The sequence below is a fragment of the Endozoicomonas sp. ALD068 genome, assembly GCF_049310145.1.
GTDB lineage: Bacteria > Pseudomonadota > Gammaproteobacteria > Pseudomonadales > Endozoicomonadaceae > Endozoicomonas_A.
This window is the reverse complement of sequence record NZ_JBLYNU010000004.1, coordinates 706,440-732,753: the sequence shown is the minus strand read 5'-3', so window position 1 is coordinate 732,753 and position 26,314 is coordinate 706,440. Positions and strand designations below refer to the sequence as shown.

Genomic DNA, 26,314 nt, shown 5'->3' with positions numbered 1-26,314 from the left:
GATTAGATTGCTATGAATTACGGATTACCACCAACAATCAGCGCTGCGACCGGAACAATATCGCAACCTTTACAGCATCGTGCCTCAGGTTCTGACCATAATGCAACAAAGCGTCCATCTGCCATAGACCCGAAAGCTTTAGTGTTTAATCAACCTGCTCAGTGTGCCTGGGAACATTGGAACAGACCCTCCAATATCAGGAACCGGCAAACAACTGTATTCCAATCGCGCTTTCCCCGGGAGTTTCAAACAAGGGCGAATGCCCGTTGTCCTGAAGCTATTCAAAAACAGATCGATAGCGCTTTCGATGAACTAATAAAAGAAAAAAATTTTATCAATGTTGAAAGAATGTTCCGAAGGATCATACAAAATGGCAGGGCCGTACTGGGTGAATTCCACTACCAAAGCTCAGTCATAGGGCTTGCAAGATCGTTGAAAGAACAAACCTACGAAAAGCTGAAAGAGGCCTGTTATCTTCTGGAAGAACTCAGATTGACCGGAACCTTCACTGAGTACGGGGCGTCAACCATTCATAACCTTGATCTAACCCTGAGCCGCTGTGAACAGCTACTTGGAAGAAACCTCCACGCTGAAGCACGACTTTTAGCTCTCAGTAACAAAAAGCCCAATGCTAATGTGCAGACGCTGTGCAAACCTTCCCGCAATTACGAAGTTGATATTTGCCTGACCAGGCAGTGGCAGCTGTTGTACAAATATGAGCTGGTTGAACCGCTACTTCAGAACTTAAAGTCAGAGCTGACTGAAAAGCTGCGGTTATCGACGTTTCCTCGCACCATAAAGAAACTAAGTAAATACCTTCATACCGTCAATATTTCTCTGGTAAGACTCTGGCAGTGTAAGGGTGAGCATAAACCGGCTGAAAGTCTGCTGCTGCAAATGAGTGGCAAGCCCCTCAATGCCTCTGAGGAAATCCTTTGTACTCCCTGTGAGCACCATGACATTAACCTTTGCCTGTCGCGACACTGGCAGATAATGGGCAAACATCAATTGACTGAAAAGCTGCTGTTAAACATGAGCAACAAACGCCCCGATGACACCGAGGATGCCCTGTGTAAGCCCTGTGCTTATCATGATGTCAACCTCTGTCTGGCGCGGCACTGGCAGCTGATGGGCAAATATAAAATGACTGAAAGACTCCTGCTGAACATGAGTGGCAAGCATCCTGATGCCAGTGTCGAGGCCCTCTGCAAGCTCTGTGGGAATTATGACACTGACCTGACTCTGGTGCGACACTGGCAGGTAATGGAGAAGCATGAACTGGCTGAAAGACTGCTGCTGAATATGAGCGGCAAGCACCCCAATGCCAGTGAGCTGTCTCTGTGCCTGCCCTGCGGGCACCACGAAATTGACCTGACTCTGGTACGACACTGGCAGGGAAGAAGCAAATTTGCGTGGGCTGAAAGGCTGCTGCTGAACATGACTGGCAAGCACCCTGATGCCGGTGAAGAAGTCCTTTGCAAGCCCTTTGGGCATTATGAAATTGACCTGGCTCTGGTGCGACTCTGGCAGTCGCTTGGCAAATATGAACTGGCTGAAAGACTGCTGCTGAACATGACTGGCAAACACCCCGATAATAGTGAAGAGAGCCTGTGGCAACCTTCCGGGCATCATGACATTGACCTGGCTCTGGCGCGACTCTGGCAAACGGCTGGCAAAACGGAACCGGCTATAAGACTGCTTCAGCATTGCTATACAAGATATCGTTCGGATGAATGTGAATCGGCACTGTTTAAATTATTCATTGGGCAAGTAGGGTTTATGGAAATGATTGCCGGGTATCCGAAAAGTGCCAACACATTGCTGGCGACCTCGATCCACTATTATGCTCTGGCTTGTAAGCAGATAAGCAAAGATGGCGCGGCGGCAGGAAAAGATAACCTTAACAAGGCGCTTGAGTTTGTGGAATCCGTCATAAAAAATTACCCTCCAAATGCTGGAGCTTATTCGCAAAAAGCCCATTGTCTCAGGATGATGGGGGCCAGTGATCAAGAATGGAATAAATGGTTCTCAAGAGCACGATCTGTCGACCCCTTCCGTGTACCGACAGAAAAAAACGGATACTGGCGATGCATCGAATTTGATGCCCTTGACAAGGTACGAGCTTCCAAAGAGTAACCAAGACTGAAAAAAGCCTGAAGAACTGAGGGTTTAGTTGCGTATATTCTGGTGACGACACGATCTCTGAAGGGGACAATTTCGTAACGAACCTTGATATAAAAGAGTGAGTGTTTACTCGCCAGCAGGTATGACTGCAAGCTTGTTAACTCGAGCTGAATGATTCCCGCCTTTGCGACAGCCTCCTTCGCGGAAATAACGACCTCCTACTCTTTAGCACATAGCGGTAGTTTGCATTTTGTGGTGCGCAATATTGCTCGTGAAGAAATAGAAGCTCTTGGGTTTTAATCCTTTAGATGAAAAACATAACGTAAGTACTTACTGATTACGAGAGCCTTATCTACTTTGAGCAGCAACATTAATAGTAATTCTACGTAGTGTCATCCGGTTTTTGCGCATATACTCTATTGCCTCCCGGAATCGTGTACCTTTACGTCTGGAGTGCCACCGGAAGATACGACCAGTGCATTTAGCATGTAACCATGCGCCTACCAAAAAGCAAGAGTAAAACGATGGATTTCAGACTGCCCAACCACCATTTCCTGAAACTGCTTGATTTCACTAAAGAGGATATTGCTTCGCTGCTCGATCTGTCAGCGCAGCTGAAGCAGGCCAAAAAAAGCGGTAACGAGCCCCGTTTTCTTGAGGGTCGCAACATCGCATTGATTTTTGAAAAAGCGTCCACCCGAACCCGCTGTGCCTTTGAAGTAGCCAGCTTTGATCAGGGTGCCAATGTGACTTACATTTCCGGTGGCTCACAGATGGGCAGTAAAGAATCTGTGAAAGACACTGCCAGGGTTCTGGGAAGAATGTACGACGGCATTGAGTTTCGTGGCCACTCCCAGCAGCATGTTGAAGAACTGGCAGAATACTCAGGCGTCCCGGTTTGGAATGGCCTGACCGATGACTGGCACCCGACTCAGATTCTGGCAGATTTTCTGACCATGCTGGAACATGGCAAAGGGCGCCCCCTGAACAAACTTAAGCTTTGTTATGCAGGCGATGGCCGGAATAATGTGGCGAACTCACTTCTGGTAGGTTGTGCCAAAATGGGCGTTGACTTCAGAATTGCCGCACCAGAAGGTTATACCCCTGCCCAGGAACTGCTCGAACGCTGCCAGTCATTAGCAGAAAAATCAGGAGCCAGAATCACCGTCACACAGTCCGTAGAAGAAGCGGTGCATGAATGTGACTTTATCTATACCGATGTCTGGGTCTCCATGGGTGAACCGGTAGCGGCCTGGGATGAGCGTGTACGTCTGATGACGCCCTATCAGGTGAATGCCTCTATGCTTGAAAAAACGGGCAATCCTGACGCCCGATTCCTGCATTGCCTGCCTGCTTTTCATAACGATGAAACGACTATTGGCCTTGAGATTGCCAGTAAATACGGCATGTCGGGCCTGGAAGTAACGGAAGATGTTTTTGAGTCTGAACACTCCATCGTTTTTGATCAGGCAGAAAACCGTATGCACACCATCAAGGCCGTTATGGTGGCTACACTAGGAGCCTGACCGAGAATAGCGCCCGTAGCGAGGACGGCAGAAAATTGAGGATGAAAATTCGGTTTTGTAAGGAGAATAGCGAGCTATTTGACGAACAAAAGCGGATTTTCAGACCAATTTGCTGCCGCCGCAGTAGGGCAGTCTATTCTCGGTCAGGCTCCTAGGAGCCTGACCGGTCAGAGCAAAACGACGGTAATCGAAGAGAGATATTTATTGTGCCAAGAGTGAACCTGACAAAGTCTCGAGACTGAAACGTCCGGAATTGTCTACTATTGAGTAAATTTTGCAATGCAACCCGGCTGCTGCAGAGACTGCGGAGCTATCACTCCAAAACCTTCTGCAGCCCGGTAGTATCTGATCGCCAGCCCCTCAAGTTTATAGGCGACAGATAACTTATGATTAACCAGAGGCCCTTTGATCCTGACCTGAACCGCCATGACCATGAGTTTCTTTTTTTAGGTTAAGAGAGGCACATGGTGATTAAGTTCCGGCTTTCCGGTCAATCGTCCTGATTTTTCAGTTCCCAAGCCGTATAGAGGAGCAGAAATGCCCCAGAGTCTATTGCGATACACCAACATTCTCAGCATTGTTGGTGACTTGATTCGCGTTCAAGTGCCTAACCTGACGGCAGGCAATTCCCGGGCCAGCTATGGCGATCTGGCGATGATCGAACAAAACGGACAGGTTTATTCCCTGGCCCAGATCATCAAGATTGATCACGAAGAAGTTTCCCTGCAGGTATTTGCCGGCACCAAGGGTCTCTCTACTGATGCCTCCGTCTGCTTCCTGGGCGAGCCTATGAAAGCCACCTATTCTCCCAACATCCTGGGCCGCATTTTTAACGGTGCCGGTGAACCTATTGATGGTGGTCCGGCTCTGGAGCAAGACCCCAAGGTTGAAATTGACGGCCCGTCGGTAAACCCAGTCCGTCGTGTACTGGCGTCAAGAATGGTACGAACCAATGTTCCAATGATTGACGTATTCAACACCCTGGTTGAATCACAGAAGATCCCCATTTTCTCGGTGGCCGGTGAACCTTACAACCGGTTCCTCGCCCGTATTGCCATTCAGGCTGAAGCTGACGTGGTCGTGTTTGCTGGCATGGGCCTGATCTTCGACGATTACCACTTCTTCCGTACAACCTTTGAAGAAGCCGGTGTATCTTCCCGAACCGTCATGTTTACCAACCAGGCCTCTGATCCGACCGTTGAACGTCTTCTGACGCCTGATATGGCGCTGGCAGTGGCAGAGCACTTTGCCGTGAACGAAAGCAAGAAGGTTCTGGTTCTGCTAACCGATATGACCTCCTACGCTGACGCCATGAAAGAGATCGGCGTAGCAATGGACAAGATCCCGGCTAACCGGGGTTACATGGGTGACCTCTACTCCCAGCTGGCCAAGCGTTATGAAAAAGCCTGTGATTACAAGGGTGCAGGCTCTGTCACCATCCTCGCGGTAACCACCATGCCGGGCAACGATGTCACTCACCCGGTGCCGGATAACACCGGTTACATCACCGAAGGTCAGTTCTACCTGCACAATGGCGTCATTGATCCATTCGGTTCTCTGTCCCGTTTGAAACAGATGATTCAGGGCAAAGAAACCCGCGACGACCATGCTCACATCATGAACACCATGATCCGTTTCTACTCCGACTCTGTGAATGCCCAGCAGAAACAGGCCATGGCCTTTGAATTGTCCAGCTACGACCTGAAAGCGATCGCCTTCGGTGAAAAATTCAAAAGTCGCTTCATGGTTCTTGAAGCCCGGATGGGTCTGGAAGAAGCCCTGGATCTTTGCTGGCAGACACTGGCTGAATGTTTTGAACCCGAAGAAACCCTGCTCAAACAGAGCCTGCTGGACAAGTACTGGCCTGGTCTTGACGAAGCCAGAGAATCCGCCGGGGCCACTGAAAAGTCTGGCTCGGAAACAGCTGCGACAGAGGCTTAAACCATGGCCAAGGTAGCCCTCAATAAAAGCTCGCTGAACAAAGAAAAACGCAGCCTCAAAACCTACAACCGTTATCTGCCGGCACTGGAATTGAAGCGCCAACAGTTGATGGTTGAACGGAAAAAGGCTGAAGAGGCGCTGGCAGAAACCCGGTCTCATCTGGCGGACGTTGAGCGTCTGGTCAGGGAACAGCTCCCGATGCTGGCCCGGGAAGACGTGCCTCTGGAAGGATTGGTCAAGGTAACCAGAGTCACATTGATCGATGAGAATATCGTGGGTACAGCAGTACCCAGGGTAGAGAACATCGCCATTAGCCTGAAAGCCTACAGTGACCTGGCCAAGCCGGTCTGGGTCGACTTTCTGGTTGAACTGCTTCAGCAGATGGTGCGTCTGCGCATTGAGTACCAGGTGCGCGAGCTGCGTCATAAAGAGCTGGACAAGGCCACCCGGACAACATCCCAAAGGGTAAATCTGTTTTCCAAGGTACTGATTCCGCAAACCCGCAAGAGTATCCAGAAAATCCAGATCTACCTGTCTGACCAGGATCGTGCCAACGTCATGAACGCCAAGCTCTCCAAGGGTAAAGTGCTGGCTCAGGAAGCCAGGTTGGCCAGAGCCCGTGAACTGGAATCACTGGAGGCAGACGTCAATGGCCATTAAACGGCTGAATAAAATTACCCTATACGGGCCCGGAGAAGACAAAAGCCGGATTCTTCAGGGACTCCAGACTCTGGGATGCATGCACCTGATTCCACTGTCCGATAACAACGTGGATCAGAGCCTGCGCATGCAACCGGCACAGGCCAGTGAAGCTATAGCCTGGCTGGAGCGCTCACCACGAACACGTCGACAGCTCAAAGACAAAAACCATGTCTGCATTGATCAGGTCGTTGCCGAGGTTCTGGACAACAAGACCTCTGTTCGGGAAGTGTCCGATGCCCGTGACAAACTGGTTGAGCGAATCCGTGAAGTTCGTCAGTGGGGAGAGTTCAGCTTGCCCAGCCTGTCCGACCTGAATGGCCAGCGCTTCTGGTTTTATGTCGTTCCTTTGGGTGAAATGGAGGCTCTCTCCGAAGTCCTGAAGGAAGATGACCTGCCCTGGGAGGAAATTCACAGGGACCATCGCCAGGCCTATGTGATTGTCATTTCTACCAGTGAACCGGCAGAAGACCTGCTGCCAGTACCACGTTCCCATGTAGGTATGGTGCCTCTTTCCAGACTTGAAACGGAACTGGAAGAGTCTGAGCATCTGCTGGAAGAACTGCTGGCAGAGCGTGAAGCTCTGACCCGCTGGCACTATCTGCTGGGTCAGACGGTGGCAGCCAGATTGGACCAGGCTGCCCTGGAAGAAGCCAGCAGTGGCACTCAGGATGAGGGAACTTTCTTCCTGGTTCAGGGCTGGGTAGCGGTATCGGAGAAAAAAGCGGTGGAGGCTTTTTGTCTGGAAAACGGCGTTGCGGCGATCTTCGAGGAGCCCTCTGAAGAAGACAATCCGCCTACCCTGCTGGCAAAATCCGACAGCATTGGCGGTGGCTCAGATGCATTGGGCTTCTTCCAGACACCCAACTATCGTACCTGGGACCCGGGCAATCTGGTCTTTTACTCGTTTTCACTGTTCTTCGCCATGATCATGAGTGACGCCATGTACAGCCTGCTGTTTGGTGGCATCGTGTTCATGTTCCGCAAGAACCTGAAAAAAACCGAGGCCGGTTCACGCCTGATGAATCTGGCTTACTTCATGTCAGCGGCCGGCGTTGTCTGGGGTGTTCTGATTGGCAGTTACTTTGGTGTGGCACCAGAATCGGGGGGGATTCTCGGTCATCTGGCCGTCATCAACCTGAACAACTACAGTGCCATGATGAAACTGTCGGTCTTTGTCGGTGTGACACATTTGATCATTGCCAACATCATGACGGCAGTGGTCAACCGGGGTAGCAGTCATGCGCTCGCCCCGGTTGGCTGGGCAATTATTATGGCCTCGGGTTTGTCAATGTGGCTGGGCACGACTGGTACTCTGCCGACTGTTTTTGCCGACAAGGTTGGACCTGCCGGGCTGATCACAGGTGCTTTACTGGTGTTCCTGTTTACCAGCACCCGTCCGGTTCGCTCCATCGGCAGTCTTTGCCTGAGAGGTCTGGACGGCCTGAAAGGTATTTATAACATCACCTCCGCTTTCGGTGACGTGCTGAGTTACATGCGTCTGTTTGCCCTGGGTCTTTCCGGTGCCTCCCTGGCAATGACCTTCAACACCCTGGCTATGGACGCCCTGGATTCCAGTCCGGTCATTGGCGTGCTGTTCAGCGGCCTGATTCTGCTGCTGGGACACATACTCAACTTTTCCCTTTGCATCATGAGCGGTGTCGTACATGGCATGCGTCTCAACGTGATTGAATTCGTTAACTGGGGACTGTCCGACGAGGGCTACCCATTCAAATCTTTTAGAAAACAAGAGGATTAAACATGGAAAATCTGATCTTGGCCCTGGGCTGGATAGGCGTATTTGCACCGGTTGCACTGGGGGCAGTGGGTTCAGCCATTGGCTGTTCAGTCGCTGGTCAGGCGGCCTGTGGTGCCATGCTGGATGTTGAAAGTGGCTACGGTAAATTTATAGGCCTGTCGGCAATGCCTTCATCACAGGTTATATACGGCATTGTAATCATGTTCACCCTCAGCGGTATCGGTGTTTCCGATAACAGCGCCCCGGGCCTGCTGGGTATTGGTCTGCTGACCGGTATTGCCCTGATGTACTCTGCTATCTACCAGGGTCAGGCAGTTGCCGCTTGTATCAATGCCTCCAAGAACAAACCGGAAGTCTTTGGCCTTTCCATTGCGCCTGCTGCAATTGTTGAGGGCTTTTCGGTATTCGCATTCGTATTTGCTCTGGTGCTGGGTCAGCAGATCACGGCCTGATCAGAAGACTGTGAACAATAGACGGTGGACTGTTAACCAGAGGAATAAATTATGACAGCAGCAATGAATCCTGGCGGCCAGAACGTCTCTGTTGGCGTCCAGGAGCTGATCGAAAAACTGCGCAATCAGGGCGTACAGGACGGTCGTGAGCGGGCTGACCGGATTGTCAGCGAGGCCCAGAGCCATGCCGCCGAGCTGGTCCGGGAAGCTCAGGCGAAAGCCGACATGATTGTCAGCAAAGCCCGTGAAGAGGCGGACTTTATCACCCAATCCGGTCAGGAAGCCCTGCAACTCGCGGAGCGTAATGCCGTTCTGGAGCTGAAAGATTACCTGTTGGAAAAATTCTCCGGACAGATCAGCGCCCTGGTCAGCGGCTCCCTCGAGAAAGAAGAAGTGCTCAAGCAGATGATTCTTGAAGTGGCGGGCGAAAATAACCTGCATGGCGAGAAAAACCTGGAAGTGGTCCTGCCTCGCAAGGTCATTGGTCTTGATGAGCTGCGCAAAAACCCGGACCTGGTTAAAAAAGGTCCTCTGTTGGACTTCGTCACTGGTCAGGCTGCTGAAATGCTTCAGGAGGGGGTGACTTTCTCGGTAGGCAAGACCAGTCAGAGCGGTATCAAATTCCGTCTTCAGGACAAGGAGATCGAAGTAGAACTGAGTGACCAAACCGTCACTGCTGTCTTACTGAGGCACCTACAGCCTCGTTTCCGGGCGCTGCTGGAAGGTATCGTCAAATAATGAGTTAAGAGTCGGAAGTTGACAGTCAAGACTGAAAACGCCGGACTTTTTGGGAGCATGAAATGGCAGAAAACGCCTATTACACCCTGGTGACTTCGCTGCCTCACATCGATTCACTGTTTGACAGCAAGATCACTCCGATCTCCCGTCTGCAACTGGATCGACGCCTCTCCATGTTGAATCAGGAAGACAAGGATACCCTGATCAAGGTCGAGCAGCTTATGCACTGGAGCCACCTGGGTGAAGATGTAGACGAGGCAGCCCTGATCAAGCTGGCTGCCCGTCTGCATGGAGAACTTCCCAGCCAGACTCTGCGTGATCTGATCAACTGGCGGCTGGACATGAGAACGGTCATGGCAGCACTGCGTCGTAAAATGCAGGGCAAGCAGGCACCGGGCGATCCCCAGTGGAGCTTCGGTACCCGCTATGCTTACATTCGTCGCAACTGGAGCAACCCGACACTGGGCCTTCAGCATGCCTTCCCATGGATTCCACAGGCTATTGATTGCCTGAACAAGCAGGACTATCTGACACTGGAGAAAACCCTGCTGGAAGCCGTGTGGCGCCGACTGGACGACGCTGGCAGACAACACAGCTTCGACTTTGAAGCGGTTGTGATCTATCTTCTGCGCTGGAACCTGGTCGCCCGCTGGACAGCCTACGACGGTGACCAGGCAGTGGAACGTTTTAACGAATTGACCGACCTGGCGCTGGGCGAATTTGTCCACCCACTATCTGGAACCAGTACCTGGGGGACAGCCTGATATAAGCAGCCATGAAAAGATACAGCATCCCTCTGATGCCTGAGGACTCTATCGTCATGGCAAGCAGTAAACAGCTTTTGGAAAACGCCAATGAGTGAACAGACAAACACAGAACCGGAACAGCAGGCACTGGCCCACGGAGCCTCTGCCCAAGTCGTTGCCGTAATGGGTGATATCATCACCATCAAGAGTCTGGGCAGTAAGCCACTGACCAAAAACGAAGTCGTCTATGTGGTGCCCGGCCGTCGTTCCAATGAACAGGTTGAAGAGCAACTGATGGCGGAAGTCCTGAGGGTTCGCGGTGATATCGCAGATATTCAGGTTTACGAAGACACCCGGGGTGTCGCGGTAGGTGATGCTATCATCCAAACGGGGCAGCTGCTCTCACTGGAACTGGGTCCCGGCATTCTTTCCATGATCTACGATGGTCTGCAGAACCCTCTGGAAAGACTGGCGTCTCTGCACGGCAAGTTCTTGCAGCGTGGTGTTCAGATTGATGCGCTTGATCGCAGTCAGACATGGGCATTCACAGCTGTGGCCAAGATTGGCGACAAACTTCACGCGGGTGAAACCTTTGGTACGGTCCCGGAAGGTCGCTTTACCCACAAAATCATGATTCCTTTCAACACCGAAGGTGAAGTGGAAGTGATCTGGATTCAGGAAGGCTCCTTCAGCGTTGATACCGTTGTTGCCAAAGTGCGCAATCAGATGGGAGACGAGGTTGCCCTGACCATGGTTCAAAAGTGGCCAGTGCGTCACTCCATTTCTGAAACCCTGTCCAGAAAAGGTAAAACTGAACGTCAGTATCCTGATACTCCCCTGGTCACCACCCAGAGAATCGTGGACACTTTCTTCCCCATTGCCCGTGGTGGCACCGGTTGTATCCCCGGTCCATTCGGTTCCGGAAAAACGGTACTCCAGCACTCTTTCTCCCGTTACTGCGATGCCGACATCGTCATTGTAACAGCCTGTGGTGAACGTGCCGGTGAGGTGGTGGAAACCATTGAAGAATTCCCGCACCTGCAAGATCCAACAACAGGCGGCTCTCTCATCGACCGCACCGTCATCATCTGTAATACCTCATCCATGCCGGTAGCTGCCCGTGAGGCTTCTATCTACACGGGTCTGACACTGGGTGAGTACTATCGTCAGATGGGATACAACGTCCTCGCTCTGGCAGACTCAACTTCCCGCTGGGCCCAGGCCATGCGTGAGACCTCCAACCGTCTGGAAGAAATTCCGGGTGAAGAAGGCTTCCCTGCTTACATGGACTCCGCCATTAAAGGTGTATACGAGCGTTGTGGTGTGATTCGTAACGAAGAAGGAAACGAAGGTTCCCTGACTCTGGTAGGCTCCGTATCTCCTGCCGGTGGTAACTTCGAGGAGCCTGTCACCCAGGCCACTCTGAGTACGGTCAAAACTTTTCTGGGGCTGTCTTACGACCGCGCCTACAAGCGTTTCTACCCTGCCATAGATCCACTGATCTCCTGGTCCCGTTATCTTGATCAGTTGTCCGATTGGTACAGCAAAAACCTGTCCCCTGACTGGGTCGATACCGTCAAGGCAATGCAGGCTCTGCTTGTCAAAGGTGACAGCATTAACCAGATGATGCAGGTGACCGGTGAAGAAGGTATTACTCTGGAAGATTACGTTACTTTCCAGAAGTCTTTCTTCCTGGATATGGTTTACCTCCAGCAGGACGCCTTTGATGACGTCGACAGCAGTTGCCCACTGAGTCGCCAGCAGGCCTGCTTCGAGCTGGTTGTGAGCCTGATCAGTCAGCAGTACGCCTTCAAGGATAAAGAAGTTGCCCGTGACTACTTCGTCAAGCTGACCGGCCTGCTCAAGAACCTGAACTATTCACACGACGGTTCCCCTGAATACAACGGCTATCTGCAGAAGATCGAAGAGTTAAGGAGTCAGTACATTAGTACCGCAGCCGCAGCCTGATTCTGAGTGGCTCACCAGTTAGGCTGAGGCTACCGCCTCAGCCCACTTTCCCTTTTGACACTTTCCCTTTTGACACCCACCAGACGACGGGGATTACTGTTAGTCACCTGACAGGTTCCTGTTTCGCAGTTCGTTGCTCAGAGAACACAACAAACCGTGACTGGCTCCCATCAGACCTTCCCAATAATGATCTTCTGAAACAGCTGAAACAGGTCTCATATCTTTACCTGCTCATTGGCCAGAATTTGGATATTTAGACACTTGAACTTGCAGCTCTCCATTTAACTGCTAAAAGTTTTGGGTACTTACAAATTCTCTCAACCGCTTACCGGGACAGCCATGAGCGATTGACAGCCATGAGCGATTAACAGCCATACGCGATTAACAGCCATGAGCTACTGACCGGAATCTGCATCCTTGGCTGGTATGGAAATCACTTTTCGCAGTATCAGAAGTACTCCGCTCTGAGGTATTAGAATGACAAATACTCACCCCAATGCACTAAGCCTTGCTGTGACCTTTGCAATCTGCTCTTCCATCACTGGCACACAGGCACTGGCCGATCGCAAGCTGCAGACAAAATCTGCCGATATTCTGGGCAATGGACATGTGGAGTTCACTCAGAGTGTGGTCAGGGTTCAGCCAACTTCAGGTGATGACCAACAGCCAATACCCAAATCCATTACAACCACCTACCCTTATGAGCCTGCAGTAAATGAGGACCTTCTCTATCCTTCTATAAGCTTTTCAGAAATTTTTTATAATACTCGTTGCACAGTTTCCAGTGTTGATCAGTTTGAGACAGACGAGAATAATGTTGCCAGGAAATACACCAAAGTCCTGAAGGCGGGTAATGAGGGCGTATTCAGGATCACCCATAACCTTGAAGAAAACGAACTGCTCATTGAAGTCAGAGGCGGAATGACCGATCAGGATTCAATTGAGGTTATTCGTAAAGGATGGCAATCGCATGGCATCAAATCACTGGAACCGTCAACAAAAATCGCCACCCCCATACAACTGGCTGATGTGCTGGACGCCGCCAACGACAGAGCAGGAAACCTCGGCTCAAGTGATCACTATGTTGCCCTTGCCACCATAGAAGTAGAAAAAGTTGAGGTCAATGGGCGCACCTTCATGCGTCTTGTCGCTTCGGGCGTTCAGCCCCCTGAACTGGATCGTCTGGGGCAATCGCTCTTTGTCAATGACGATGCTCTCCTGGCAGCCGCCGCCTCTGCCTATATTCAGGTTCATGTTCTGGAAGAGGATTTACAACAGCAGGCTCTTAATGAACTCCTGGCACACAGCAAACCCGTCGGCTACGTTGTAAAGGCCGAAGATGACACAGAGGTTTATCCTGTGCCTGCGGGCTATCCGAAGCTGGAAGTATCAGAAGCTTCGGAGGGAGTGATTGTTTTCCATGGCCAGAGGCTGAATCCGCAAGATGTCGCTTTTGTAGAAAACCTCCATAAACTCTGGGTAGAAACAGAGGCAAACAAACCCGCTCCAGCAACAGTGGTCAATAAACATAAGGTCGGAAGCTACCAGTTCGCCATTCGATGCAGGCAGATGGCACTGCTGGAGGAGCTTGTAGCGACGCACTCTACCGGAGCTGACAAAGATCAACCGGTGACGTATACAGAGGAAGATCTGCAGGCGTTTCGTGCGCTTTCACACTACGAATATCTCCAGCAGGCATTGGCCAGTGCTGCTGCAGCAGCTCCAGCAGATGAATTTGAATTCTCAATGGAACAGGTCAGAGTTGCTTCGTCTGTCATCACGCCAACCTGGATGCAGATTCAACTCGCCAGACACTTCAGTTTCAAACCCGCACTAAGACACCATCTAATCATTAAGAGTTTTGCTAAGGGTATTTTGAGTAATCTACTCACCGCCGACTCATTAATGCTCGATGCTTTAGCTCACAACGAAGAGTTTGCTTCCAGAGTCTTGAGCGACATCGCCAACCAAATGGTTCAGATGGAAATGAAGCTGACAAAGCATATGGCCTTAGAGGGTAAGCTGGCTCAGATTACAAACGAGCTGAAACTCCTGTCGGAGAAAGCCGCTATCAGTGAGGAAGAAAAACTCTATGCAGTTCAACTCAAGCAAAAAGTTGAGAGTCAGCTTGCAGAGAATCGTGAAGTGATTGAACAGCTGCAAGAGCATTCAGATCAACTTAAGCAGGAAGTCAAACGAATTCCAGAGCTGGAACAACAAGTTAGTCATGCCAGAGAAGAGGCCATAAAAAATTACAACACTCAACTGGCAGCAGAACTGGGTATTGACAACTGGGATAATACCCAGCCATCCGAAGAACAAATCAGACTCATTATAAAAAAAATTCATAAAATGAACCTGGCGGTGGCCGCAACATTCGCTGCAACAGGAGAGTCTTATGAAGAAGCTCCAGAGGCAAAACTGGCGGCGATTGAAAGCGTGTTAGGAATTACTCCGGACGATGAAAGCGATCTGGGTTCCCGCTTTGCGTTTATTCAAGAGTATATGGAGCAACGGGCAGAACTCGCCGAAGAAGAAGCGCTGGCTGTTATAGAAGATCAACTCGGGCTGATGCCGATTAACAAAGATGACCTGAAGGCCCGTCACCAGGCCATTCAGAAACATCTTGAGCATCAGCAGGGGCTGGAAATACAGAAAAAACAGTTGACAGATCTTCGGAAGGAAGTCGATCAAACTCTGAATAAGAGAAAAGACTATCACATAACATTAACAGCACACATAGACAAATATAACATCCAGCTGGCAGAAGAGCTTGGTATTGATAGCACGCCATCAGAAGAGCAAGCCAGACTCATCAGAGAGAAAATTAACGAAATCGAGAGTTCAGCTGCCGCAACAGAACAACAGCGGGCTGAAGCTTTAAAAGTAAAAATGGCGGAGATTGAAAAAGGGCTCAAACTGACTCCAGACAATGAAAACGATCTGATTAGCCGCTTTGATTCCATTCACAAGGCCGCCCAATACTTCAAGCAACTGCAGATAGAAGTAACCGATGATGTCGTAAAAAACAGGCTGACAGACATTGAAATACAGCTCGGCCTTTTCCCGGTTGACGATAAAAATCTGGAAGCCCGTTTCCAGACTGTTCAGCTGCACCTGAAACAGCAGGCAGCTCAGATAGATCGAGAACGCTTTCTGCAGCAGAACATCAGAAAAGATTCGAAAGTAGTCGCTGAAATCAAACCTCGCTATGCAACCATTGCCGCACATCTGAACATTCAGAATTTTGATAGCGATGCAGATATTGATGAACAGCAAGAAAGCCTGCTTAAAAAAATCAAGATGATGGAGAATTCAAAACAGTACCTGATTCAAAGACTTTCGGCACTGGAAGACCATCCGGAACGGCTGCATCATAAAGTTGAGGCTGATCGACAGGATGCAGAGAATTCTTACACCGAGGCCAGAAAAGGCGCTTTAGAAGCGGTTCTTGGTATTAAGCTGAATGAGGAAGACCCCGTCACTCTGGAGTCAACCGTCCATGAGAAGCTCTCCAGACTTGCAGAACTGGAACAAGAACTGGAAGACGTCAGAACTCCGGGTCATCCCAAAGCCAAGCCTGAAGTAATTGAGAAACTGAGTGCCGTGGAAAATGCCATGGAGATGACTCTCCCCGGTGGAGAGGAAGACGTTTATCTCCGGCGCGAGGCTATTTCTGATGACATAAAGACATACATCATGGAAGCCGAAAAAAGGTCAGAGGAAGAGGCTCTGAACATACTGGAAGCACTGGAAGAAATATTCCACCTCGAAATCGACAAATATGCTGGCAAAGAAGCAAGACTTGAAACAGTTCGTTCAAAGTTTAACGGTGATGATATATCAGAATACCAGCTGGACGAGATGGTTAAGATCCTCACGGACGACATAACGCTGGTGGATCCGGAGAAAGGAGATATACGGCTCGACAGGCTTCGTGAGCATCTGACCTCTCGAGTCGAAGAATCCGATCTGCGAGCCAGAGAACACCAGCTTAATTATCTTACTGCTATTGAGAAAAAGCTGGGTATCAACCCTCAGAAAAACCCTGCTGCTAATAAAAGACACGAGGCTTTCACTGACAAGCTGGCCAGTGATATGAAGTTAGAGTTTGAAAAGGATCTCAGCCTGTCTGACCGGATGTATGCTCTGGGTGCCGTACTTCACAAAATGATGGATGAATTACACAAAGGCTATAGGGATGAAGCTGCCAAAAGAACCTTTAACAATCGATTGGCTCGTAAACTCAACGTTAAGGAGTATAAAGATGATGCCGCTATCCACGACCAGATCGAGCTGATTAACGGCAAACTCCAGCAACTGACCCAGCAACTGGATCAAGAATCGATGAATGCAGGTCAGCCTGAAGTTGAAGAGCGTGTCGCAGCCATTGAAGATGAGCTTGACAGGCAATTGGGCCGCCTTGGACCTAAACCCCGATTCGTTCTTGAACGTGATGTCGCCACAGCCAGGCAAGTCATAGAAAGAGCTAACACTGAGCTGGCAGGTGCTCATCGCAAGCTGAATGATCTTCGTCGCAAACAATTAGTGCTGGTAAATCGCGATGGTATTGAACCTATCTCGGATGAAGATAACAGCGCTCTCAATCAGGCAATGGAAAAAATACAGACCGAACTGGGTCTGCCTGCAGGTGACGAACAAACCACTGAAGAACGAGTAGACGACATCAACCGCTTTATGCAGAGAGACGGTGCAGAGAGACGAGATGAAATCATTGATAAACTGGAGGCTGCCACAAAAAACCTGAACATCCAGATAAAAGATCACCTCCGATTACCGAAACAAGCTGATTATTTTGCCATTACAGCCTTCGCAAAAATTCATGGCCGGGACGAAATCAATGAAGTCGATGAAACATTAGGTGAACTGCCTTTAACCAGAAAAAAATACACTCAGGTCACGGAATTCCTGAGTGTACACGACAGAAAAGGCATGGACATAGAATCTGCACGGCATCAAAAGGCGCTTGCACAAGAGAATCTGGATCGTAAAAAAGAGGAGATTAACAAAGCCGGAGGCATCGAACAAAAAGTTAAAACCGAACATGAGAACGAATTTGAATCGCAGATTACAGACCCTGAGCAGACCGACCTGAAGCAAACCCCGGAGCAGAAAAGTGACGCTGAATCAGAAGCATCGAAAGTTCAGGAGGCTCATAAAGCGAATATTGAAGCCACTGAGAAAGCCACAGGTCCTGAACCAGACTCTACCGATATCGAGAAACGGGATGCCCTGAGATGTTTGATCGCCAACGATGCATCGGTAGTGGCTCGTCGGCTTGCTGTGCAAGAGAACCTGGATCGAAGAAAAGAGGCTATTGCAGCCACTGAGAAAGCCACAGGTCCTGAACCAGACTCTACCGATATCGAGAAACGGGATGCCCTGAGATGTTTGATCGCCAACGATGAATCGGAAGTGGTTCGTCGGCTTGCTGTGCAAGAGAACCTGGATCGAAGAAAAGAGGCGATAGAAAACGAGATAGAGCTGCTGGATCTGGCCCTGAAGCAGAAAAGTGATGCTTTATCAAAAGCAGAAATCGCTCTGATGGAACATCACAAAACGGCTCTTGAGGCCACTGAAGAAGCTGTGGGTCTCAAACCAGACGCTTCTGAAACCAATGAACAACGGATTGATGCCCTTAGAAAAAAACAGCTGCAACTGGGCGGGGAAGATGGCACTGGCGGCAGGATCGAGCGACTGATTCAGGAACAGGGCCGCCTGGAAGGTGAGATAGAAACCAGAAAAGCAGACATTGAGAGAATGAAGGAGAACCTGAAGACTGCAGAGCAAACCGCCGAAAACGACGGCGGCCCCTTCCAGTACACACCGAGACAGGTAAAAGTTCTGGCTGATATTTACGATTTCACGCAGCAGCACTCTCTCTGGAAACAAGCTCTGGAAGCCGCAATAGGTCTGGCAGCCTCTTCAGAAAAGAGCAGAAAGGCAATACCTTGCCTTGCGACCTTCGATTTTGACGATGAGTTTGCGCCCATTCGCTTACAGGCAATGGCCGGACAAGATCTGACGTTTGATCAGGCCGGTCGGATGCTGGAAGTTTTCAGAAGCCTCAAGGCAGACTTCCCCTCCCCCCCTCCTCCTTTCGAGCCTGAGAGAGATCAGCCCCAGACCCTCATTGAACAAGTCCAGATTCTGGCGCACCGAGCCAGGAATGAGATAGGAAGAGGTGCTAAATATTACGACGAAATCATTAACGGCATGGGTGAAACAGCCATTTACTTCGTCGAACATGAATCAGGGCACCTGAAAAGCTTCTCGGAATACTTCGAGATCCATTCTGCCAGTGGTAACAAGATCATAACACTGCTGCGTGAAGGTCTGATCAGCAAGGTTGAACTTGAGAACTACATAAAGGCCGTCAGAGGTGTCGACGGTTATCAGACAGTGGATGAGTTTGAACACTTCCTTGGCTACAACCAGGGCGTCAAGGTGCCTGAGTTCAGGAAGGTTGTTCAGATGCTGTCCGACAAGGGGGCTGAGGAACTTATGCGCAGTGCCTTTACTCCTGTGGCCGTCACCGGCTCTGGCCCAGCCGGTATGAAAGAGTCTGTTGCCGGCATGAAAGACTACGCAGCTGCGGTCATCGCCAATTACGTTCTTGACGATATTGCCTTTGAAAACGGCCGCAAGACGGCGGCATTTCTGGCTAATGTTCAGGATACCCTGACACCTTATGCCCACATTGCTGGCCTGCCTGAATCCGACCTGATCAAGATTATCAACAGCACATTGATGCAGGCTCATGCTGCAGCGGTTGAGCAACAGCTCAATGAGTACTGGGTCAGACCTTCAGCCTTCCTGGTACAGGCTGTCACCTGGTACTTCTCAAGCTACAAACCACTACTGGTGGCCCATACCGCCTGCCAGGCTGCCAGGCTGTCACTCTCAAACATGTCATTCCTCTATCTGCTGGACCTGACCAACAGGGGTGATTACGCACACAGAATGATCACACCTTTCGAGCACTGGCTGGAACGCTATGGTGTTGATTCTCAACGAGCCGGCCAATACGCCTACCATAATCAAATTGAGCAAGTCTCCGAAGTGGGCGGGCTGGCCATGCCATTGGGTAAAGCTGCTTCCTCCGTCATTCTGCTGAAAACCGGCTCCATGCTGTTTGCCCGGCAGCACAATGCCAACCCCCATATGTATCGCAGTATTTCCCGTCTGGTGCCCGAAATAGTGAAATCCATGGGTTCCGCGCAAGGGGTTCAGGTACCGCTGCTGCGCCGGGTGACACCACAAAAAGTGAAAAGTCTGGCCTCTGCCACCGCCGGCCTCATGCTAGGTCCGGTAGCTACTGTTGGAGCCTACGCCCATGGGCTGATCTCCGGTTTTACCTATGCTCAAACATTTGGATTTGCCCTGGCGTCGAGCCTCACTTTCGACTTCTTTATGAACGACAATAAAATACTCACTCAGTGGCTCGGTGGCCCCCTGGGCCGAAGTCTTGACAAAATTAATCGCTGGCGAGGCGTGGGCGAATCGGACCATGAATATGTGAGACGTACGGCCATTGCCACACCTCAACGCTCCGGTGAAAGCGACGGGGAGTATGCAAATCGTGTTAAAGCGGGCAACATGATGCTTGGCTGGACAAGACATGAAAATTATCTGCAGTTCCGCGAACGCCGTGATCGCACCATAAAACTCTTTGAGCATGGCTGGGAGAAATACTTCAAAGAAAATGTGCCCAAATGGTCATTCTCCCATTCAGAGAGTGTGCCCTACTCTTACACTCTGGGTACCTTCTTCGAAGGGCAAAAGCGCGATGATAAGCAACTTTCTGCCCACGATAGCCCCTCCTCTCAATCAAGCTTTCTGCCCGGAGCCGTGGGCGATCAGCTTGATGGTAATGAGGAGTGGTATATGACTCCCGATGCAGAGCTGCTTTCTGAGCCCACAGAGACCAGTTCGGTGAAAGAGCCTGATCAAGCTGCTGAAATGGACGACCTCGAAAAAGACGATACATGGAAAAATACTGAATCTGCACTGGTAACTCCTGCAGCCACAACTACAACCACAACCGCTGAAGTACCAATAATGCCGACCACTACAACATCACCAACCAGTGCGACGCTGGTGGTCACTGCGGGTGTAACGGTTGCTTCTGACACCGTGGAGGCAACTCCCCTGCCAGAGCCTGAAGCAACTCCAGCTGCTTCCTCCACACCGGCCACCACAGGGACTTTAGCGCCTGATGACACCTTGGCAGCCAAGGCTGATCCTGAAGACAATCTTGATATTGAGGCTGTGATTAAGGATTTCGAACTTGATGAAGATTGGGGTGACAATAAAAATCCCCGCGACGAACTTTAATATCAGAAACCAGTGGATGACCTCTTCATAGCCACCCAAAAGAAACCGGCATAAAAGGATACATACCGGTTTCTTTCTGATTGGGCTACCGATTAACACCTGTAAGAAACCACTTTCCACACTAATCGGGTACTCATCTCCGAGGAAGTAGAATGACAAATGCTTGCCCCAATGCTTTAAGCCTTGCTGTAATCGCTGTGATCGGCTCGTCCTTCACTGGCACACAGGCACTGGCTAATCGATGGCTGCATACCAAATCTATCCATATTCAGGCCAGTGGACATGAGGAGTTTCCCCACAGTGACGTTATGATTCGACCAACTCCAGGTCCTGACCAGCAGCCAATACCCAACTCCTTTACAACCACCTACCCTTATACTATCGACAGAGAACACTACTATCACCTTCCTTCTGCAAGCTTTACACAAAGAATTTCTAATGTTGGTGGCAAAGTTTCCAGTGTTGACCTGTTTCAAACAGGCGACAATGGCGTTGCTCAAAAATACACCAAAGTCCTGAAGTTAGATGATGAGGAAGTCTTCAGGTTCACCCATAACCTTGAAGAAACGAAACTGTTCATTGAAGTCAGAGCCGGAATGACCGATGAGGATTCAATTAATGCTTTTCGTGCATTTCATGACGAGAAGCCATTAGAACCATTGACGAAAATCGCCGCCCCCCAGCAACTGGATGAGTTACTGGCAGCTGTCTACGACAGAAAAGGAAAGCTGGGCGCCAATGATCACTTTATTGCCCTTGCCACCCTTGAAGTAGAAAAAGTTGAAGTGGATGGACGTACTTTCATGCGTCTTATCGCTTCGGGGGATCAGCCCCCTGAACTGCAGCGTCTGGGTCAATCACTCTTTATCAATGAGGAGGCTCTTCTGGCAGCAGCCACCTCTGCCTATATCCAGGTTCATGTCCTGGGAGAGGACTTACAACAGCAGGCTCTTAATGAACTCATGGCCCACAGCAAACCCGTCGGTTACGTTGTACACGTCGACGATGACACAAAGTTTTATCCTGTGCCTGCGGGTTATCCAAAACTTGAAGTAGCAGAAGCTTCGGGGAAAGAGATTGTTTTCCATGGTCAGAGGCTGAGTCCGAATGATATAGCCTTTGTAGAAAAGCTCTCTAACCTCTATTACCTCTGGGAAGAAGTTGAGGGTAATAACCCCGTCCCTGCAGTGTTAGCAAAGGTTGAAAAACATAAGGTCAAAAACTACCAGCACGTCATTCGAAGCAGGCAGATGGCAATACTTGAGGAGTATGTTGCGCGGCACGATGCTGTCGTTCACGAAGATCAACCGACGACGCTCACAAACGAAGATAAACTGGCAATAGATGCACTTGCTCACTATGAATATCTCCAGCAGGCGTTGGCCAGTAATGCTCCAGCTCGTTCGATTCAGGTCCCTGAATTTGAATTCACCCTGGAACACATCAGGGTTGCTTCGTCGGTCATCACGCCAGAATGGCTGCATTCTCAACTCATAGAACACTTCAATTTCAAACCCGTATTCAGAAATCTTCTGATTAACCCGCATTTTGTCCAGGATATTCAGAATGTTATACCCATTAACAACCATGACAGCCAGGTGCAAACCGGTCATCATGAGAAGGACAAAAAGTTTGCTGCCAGAGTCATAGGAGACATGAACAGACAGCTGCTTAAAAAACTGGACAAGCTGTATGCAAAAGAAAGTGACCTCTTAGGACTTCATGACTACTTAAAGTCCAGAATCGGAGTAGCCAGTCCCAGTCGCAAGGAAAAGCTGGGTGAGCTGCAACAACGCTATTGGGAAGTTAAGGATGAGCTTGTAAAGATTCATGTCGAACTGGAATACCTGGAAAATATGGAACTGAAACTTCTGCTGGATGCTCAACGAATCCCGGAGCTGGAAACACAAGTTCGTACTATCAGAACAGATGTCACAAAAGCCCTTAACGCTGAAAGAGAAGCAGAAGTCAAAGCACACCATGCAACCATTGCCAGTCATTTAAACACCATGAATTTTGATAGCAATAAAGATGGAGTGCTTGGGAAACTGACCGCTGTGGAAAGAACCCTGTACATGGATGACCCCGATAGCGTTGATGACGTGTATCACCGTCGTCAAGCCATTTCTGATGAAATTCAGACATACATCATAAAAATCAGACAGCAGGCAGAGGAAGATGCTCTAAAAATACTGCAAACAGTAGAAGAAATATTCAAAATCCAAGTTAACAAAGACGATTACAAAACAGCAAGGCTTGAAAGGGTTCGTACAAAACTTGTCAGCAATGATGTCTCAGAAGACATGCTGAATACGATAGAAGATGCCCTCTCAAAAGAAAAGATGATACCTGCGAGCGTAAAAAAGGCATCAAAACTCAGGAAGATTCAAGGGTATCTTACCTACCATGTCGAAAACACGGATGCGCGAGTCTTTAATCATCAGAAAGACCTGCTTGAAATGATAGAGCACGTTCTGCTTATCTCCTCCGATATAAACCATGGAGCTATAGAAAGAGGCAAAGCTTTCGTTGCCAAGCTGGCCAATGAGCTGGGATTAACTATTGAAAACGATGACTACCTGTACAACAGCAAGTATGTTGTTGGAGACAAAATTCAGGCATTAATAACAGAAGTAAACGAAGCCAATGGCGATGAAGATGTCAGAAGACGCAGAAACAATGAAATGGCTTCTCAACTCAACATTGCGGCCTATAAAGATGATGCCAGCATTGACGACCAGAACTTTCTAATTAAAAGAACACTCCAACAGCTGAATGAAGAAGTTTCCAAAGCAGGTATTGTCAGCATTAATGAGCATATCACAGCCATTGATACAGAGCTTGACAGGCAATTGGCCTGCCTGGGACCCAAACCCCGATACGTTCTTGATCGTGAGCTAGCCAGAGCCAGACAAGCAATACAAAAAGCTGAAACAGAGCTAACAGATGTTCATCGAAAACTGAACAGGCTTAGTGGCAAAAACGTGTTATTTGCCGGGAGTCGTGCTGACCTCCGACATATCTCAGATAAATACGACACAGCAATCAATCAGGTAATGAAAGAATCTCAGACCGACTTGGCGCTGGATGCAGGTAACGAACAACACCCTCAAGAGATAATGGAGGATGTCAAAGATTTCCTGTCGGGACACAGCAAAGAGAAGCAGGATTTAATCGTTGAGCAACGGGTAGGCAAAACAAATACCAACATCCAGATAAAAGAAAATGACGAAATTTTACCGGAAGAGGCTGATTACTTTATTGTCATTCGGAGCAGAAGAGATAATCACGATCAAGACAAAACCCATGAATTCGATGAACTATTGGGTGAACTGCCTTCAGCCAGGAAAAAGTACTTTCGGGTCAGGCAACTACTGCGTATTCACGACAAGAAAAATAGGGAGTTGACCAATGCACGGCTTGAAGAGAGGAACGCACAAGAGAGTCTTGATCTTAAAAAAGAGGAGATCAAGCGTTTTGGAAACACCGGTGAAAAGGCCGAAACCGAACAGAAGAACGAAATAACCCGCCTGAACACAGCCCTGGAGCAGAGAAGTGAAGCGGTATCAAAAGCAGAAGAGGACCTGATCGATTTTCATAAAACGTTTCTTGACCCCATGGAAAAAACCATGGGTCTTGAACCAGACGCCACTGACACCAATGAACACCGGGTTAATGCCCTGAGAAACAGGCTGGTAAAACTGGGCGGTGATGATGGTTCTGGCGGCAGGATTCAGCAACTGAGTCAGGAGCAGGCCCGTCTGGAAAGAGAGATTGAAGTCAGGAAAGCAAACATTGAGAGAATGAAGGAAGTCCTGAGGGCCGCAGAGGAAGCCGTCGAAAATGACGGCGGTCCCTTCCAGTTCACACCTAGACAGGCAAAAGTTCTGACCGATATGGACACCTTCACAGAGCAGCACCCTCTCAGGCAACAGGCTCTGGATGCCGCACTGGACCTGGCAGAATCAGCCGTCAAAAACGGTAAAACAATACCCGGCCTTGCGACGTTTGATTTTAACGATGAATTTGCACCGATTCGCCTGCAGGCAATGGTCGGAGACGATCTGCCCTTTGATCAGGCCAGTCGGATGGTGGAGGTCTTCAAGAGCCTGAAGACGAGCTTGCCTTTCGGGCATTCAGAAGATCAATCTCAGAATGTCATTGAGGAAGTCCAGAATCTGGCGCTAAGGGCCAGGAATGAGATAAAAACCGGGGCTCAACAATACGACGATGGAATACGCGGCATGGGCAAAAGAGCCACTCACTTCGTCGAGCATAAACCAGGGGACCTGAAAGACTTTTCGGAATACTTCGCTGCCCACTCTGTCAGTGGTGGCAGGATCATTGCTTTGCTGCGGGAAGGACTGATCAGCAAGATCGAGCTTGGAAACTACATGAAGGCCATCAGAGGTGTCGATGGTTATCAGACCGTGGATGAATTTGAACACTTCCTCGGCTACAAACACGACGTCCATATACCCAACTTCAAGAAGGTTGCCCGGATGCTGTCCGACAAGGCTGTTGAGGAATTCATGCAAAGTGCCTTTGATCCAGTAGCTGTCACAGCCACTGGCCCGACGGGTATGAAAGAGTCTGTTACTGGCATGAAAGAGTACGCAGCTGCGGTCATCGCCAACTACGTTCTTGATGATATTGCCTTTGACAATGGTCGCAGGACAGCAGCATTCCTGGCCAATGTTCAGGATACCCTGGCACCTTATGCCCGTGCTGCCGGAATATCTGAATCAGACCTGATCGAAACTGTTCATGGCACATTAATGCAGGCTCATGCCGCAGCGGTTGAACGACAGCTACTGGATTACTGGGTCAAGCCTTCAGCCTCTCTGGTACAGGCTGTCACCTGGTACTTCTCCAGCTACAAACCCCTGCTGGCTACCCACACCACCTGGCAGGCTGCTGAGCTATCCCTCTCGAACCTGTCGTTCCTCTATCTTCTGGATCTGACCAGCAGAGGAGATTACCTGCATCGGATGCTGATACCTTTCCAGCACTGGCTGGAATCTTATGGTGTTGATCCTGATCGAACCGGGCAATATGCTTATCACCGTGGCATTGAACAAATCTCCGAATTGGGCGGGCTGGCCATGCCATGGGGTAAAGCCGCTTCCTCGGTCATTCTGCTGAAAACCGGCTCTATGCTGTTTGCCCGACAGTACAACGCCAACCCGCAGATGTATCGCAGCATTTCCCGTCTGGTGCCGGAAATAGTGCAATCCATGGGCTCCGGACAGGGAGTTCAGATACCGCTGCTGCACAGGGTGACACCACAAAAAGTGAAAACCCTGGCCTCTACCACAACCGGTCTGCTGCTGGGCCCGGTAGCCACCTTCGGAACATACGCCCACGGTCTTTTATCCGGGTTTACCTACGCCCAAACATTCGGATTCGCGCTGGCGTCCAGCCTCACTTACGACTTCTTTATGAACGACAACAGGATGCTCACTCAATGGCTGGGTGGACCTTTGGGCCGTAGTCTTGACAAAATTAATCGCTGGCTGGGCGTGGGTGAAACGCAAGATAACTATGTGAAACGTACGACTGTTGCTTCACCTCAACGCGTCAGTGAAACCGATAAAGACTATACAAACCGTGTTAAAGCCAACGGCACCCTGTATGGCTGGACACGACACGAAAATTACCTTCAGTTCCGTGAGCGTCGGGATCGCACCATGAAGCTATTCGAGAATGGCTGGGAGAAATACTTCAGGGAAAATGTGCCTAGATGGTCATTCTCCCACGCAGAAAGCATTCCTTACTCTTACACTCTGGGTGCCTTCTATGCATTGCAACAGGACGATAGCAAGACAGCTACTTTTTATGATAAGAGAAATGCTCTTCAAGCCACATCAACTCCCGAAAGTAGTGCAGCGTCTGGAAAAAAACTGCAGCCGTGAAACCTTCAGCTGAACCCTTCATAGCCATCCAAAAGAAACCAGTATAAAGCGATACGTACTGGTTTCTTTGACACCCGTCTGTCGATTA

11 protein-coding genes are annotated in these 26,314 nt (G+C 49.7%); all 11 read left to right on the top strand.

What is annotated here, in order from left to right; genetic code table 11:
- Window positions 1–12 precede the first annotated feature (12 nt).
- Window positions 13–2,136, top strand: coding sequence for a hypothetical protein (locus tag ACO6V5_RS01960; protein ID WP_422134597.1), 2,124 nt, complete (start codon window positions 13–15; stop codon window positions 2,134–2,136).
- 512 nt (window positions 2,137–2,648) lie between these two features.
- Window positions 2,649–3,650 (top strand): ornithine carbamoyltransferase, encoded by a 1,002-nt coding sequence (gene argF, locus ACO6V5_RS01955; protein ID WP_422134598.1) that lies wholly within the window; start codon window positions 2,649–2,651, stop codon window positions 3,648–3,650.
- A 537-nt stretch (window positions 3,651–4,187) separates the two neighbouring features.
- Window positions 4,188–5,591 (top strand): V-type ATP synthase subunit B, encoded by a 1,404-nt coding sequence (locus ACO6V5_RS01950; RefSeq protein WP_422138529.1) that lies wholly within the window; start codon window positions 4,188–4,190, stop codon window positions 5,589–5,591.
- Between the two features lie 3 nt (window positions 5,592–5,594).
- A complete protein-coding gene (locus ACO6V5_RS01945; protein ID WP_422134600.1) occupies window positions 5,595–6,251 on the top strand; it encodes a V-type ATP synthase subunit D in 657 nt (218 codons plus the stop codon).
- The gene (locus ACO6V5_RS01940; RefSeq protein ID WP_422134601.1) at window positions 6,241–8,049 is read left to right on the top strand and encodes a V-type ATP synthase subunit I; all 1,809 of its coding nucleotides are present in this window, start codon (window positions 6,241–6,243) and stop codon (window positions 8,047–8,049) included. The genes ACO6V5_RS01945 and ACO6V5_RS01940 overlap by 11 nt, the downstream gene beginning before the upstream one ends.
- A gap of 2 nt (window positions 8,050–8,051) precedes the next feature.
- A complete protein-coding gene (locus ACO6V5_RS01935) occupies window positions 8,052–8,501 on the top strand; it encodes an ATP synthase subunit C (protein ID WP_317145793.1) in 450 nt (149 codons plus the stop codon).
- 51 nt (window positions 8,502–8,552) lie between these two features.
- Entirely contained in the window at window positions 8,553–9,239 is a 687-nt protein-coding gene (locus ACO6V5_RS01930; protein WP_422134602.1) for an ATPase, read from the top strand.
- Window positions 9,240–9,301: 62 nt separating this feature from the next.
- Window positions 9,302–10,003, top strand: a complete 702-nt coding sequence (locus ACO6V5_RS01925; protein WP_422134603.1) for a DUF2764 family protein — start codon at window positions 9,302–9,304, stop codon at window positions 10,001–10,003.
- A gap of 90 nt (window positions 10,004–10,093) precedes the next feature.
- Window positions 10,094–11,953 carry a V-type ATP synthase subunit A gene (locus ACO6V5_RS01920; protein WP_422411093.1) on the top strand — a complete coding sequence of 620 codons (1,860 nt, stop codon included), beginning with the start codon at window positions 10,094–10,096 and terminating at the stop codon, window positions 11,951–11,953.
- 477 nt (window positions 11,954–12,430) lie between these two features.
- The gene (locus ACO6V5_RS01915; RefSeq protein WP_422411095.1) at window positions 12,431–20,311 is read left to right on the top strand and encodes a hypothetical protein; all 7,881 of its coding nucleotides are present in this window, start codon (window positions 12,431–12,433) and stop codon (window positions 20,309–20,311) included.
- Window positions 20,312–20,463: 152 nt separating this feature from the next.
- Entirely contained in the window at window positions 20,464–26,226 is a 5,763-nt protein-coding gene (locus tag ACO6V5_RS01910; protein ID WP_422411097.1) for a hypothetical protein, read from the top strand.
- Window positions 26,227–26,314: the final 88 nt, after the last annotated feature.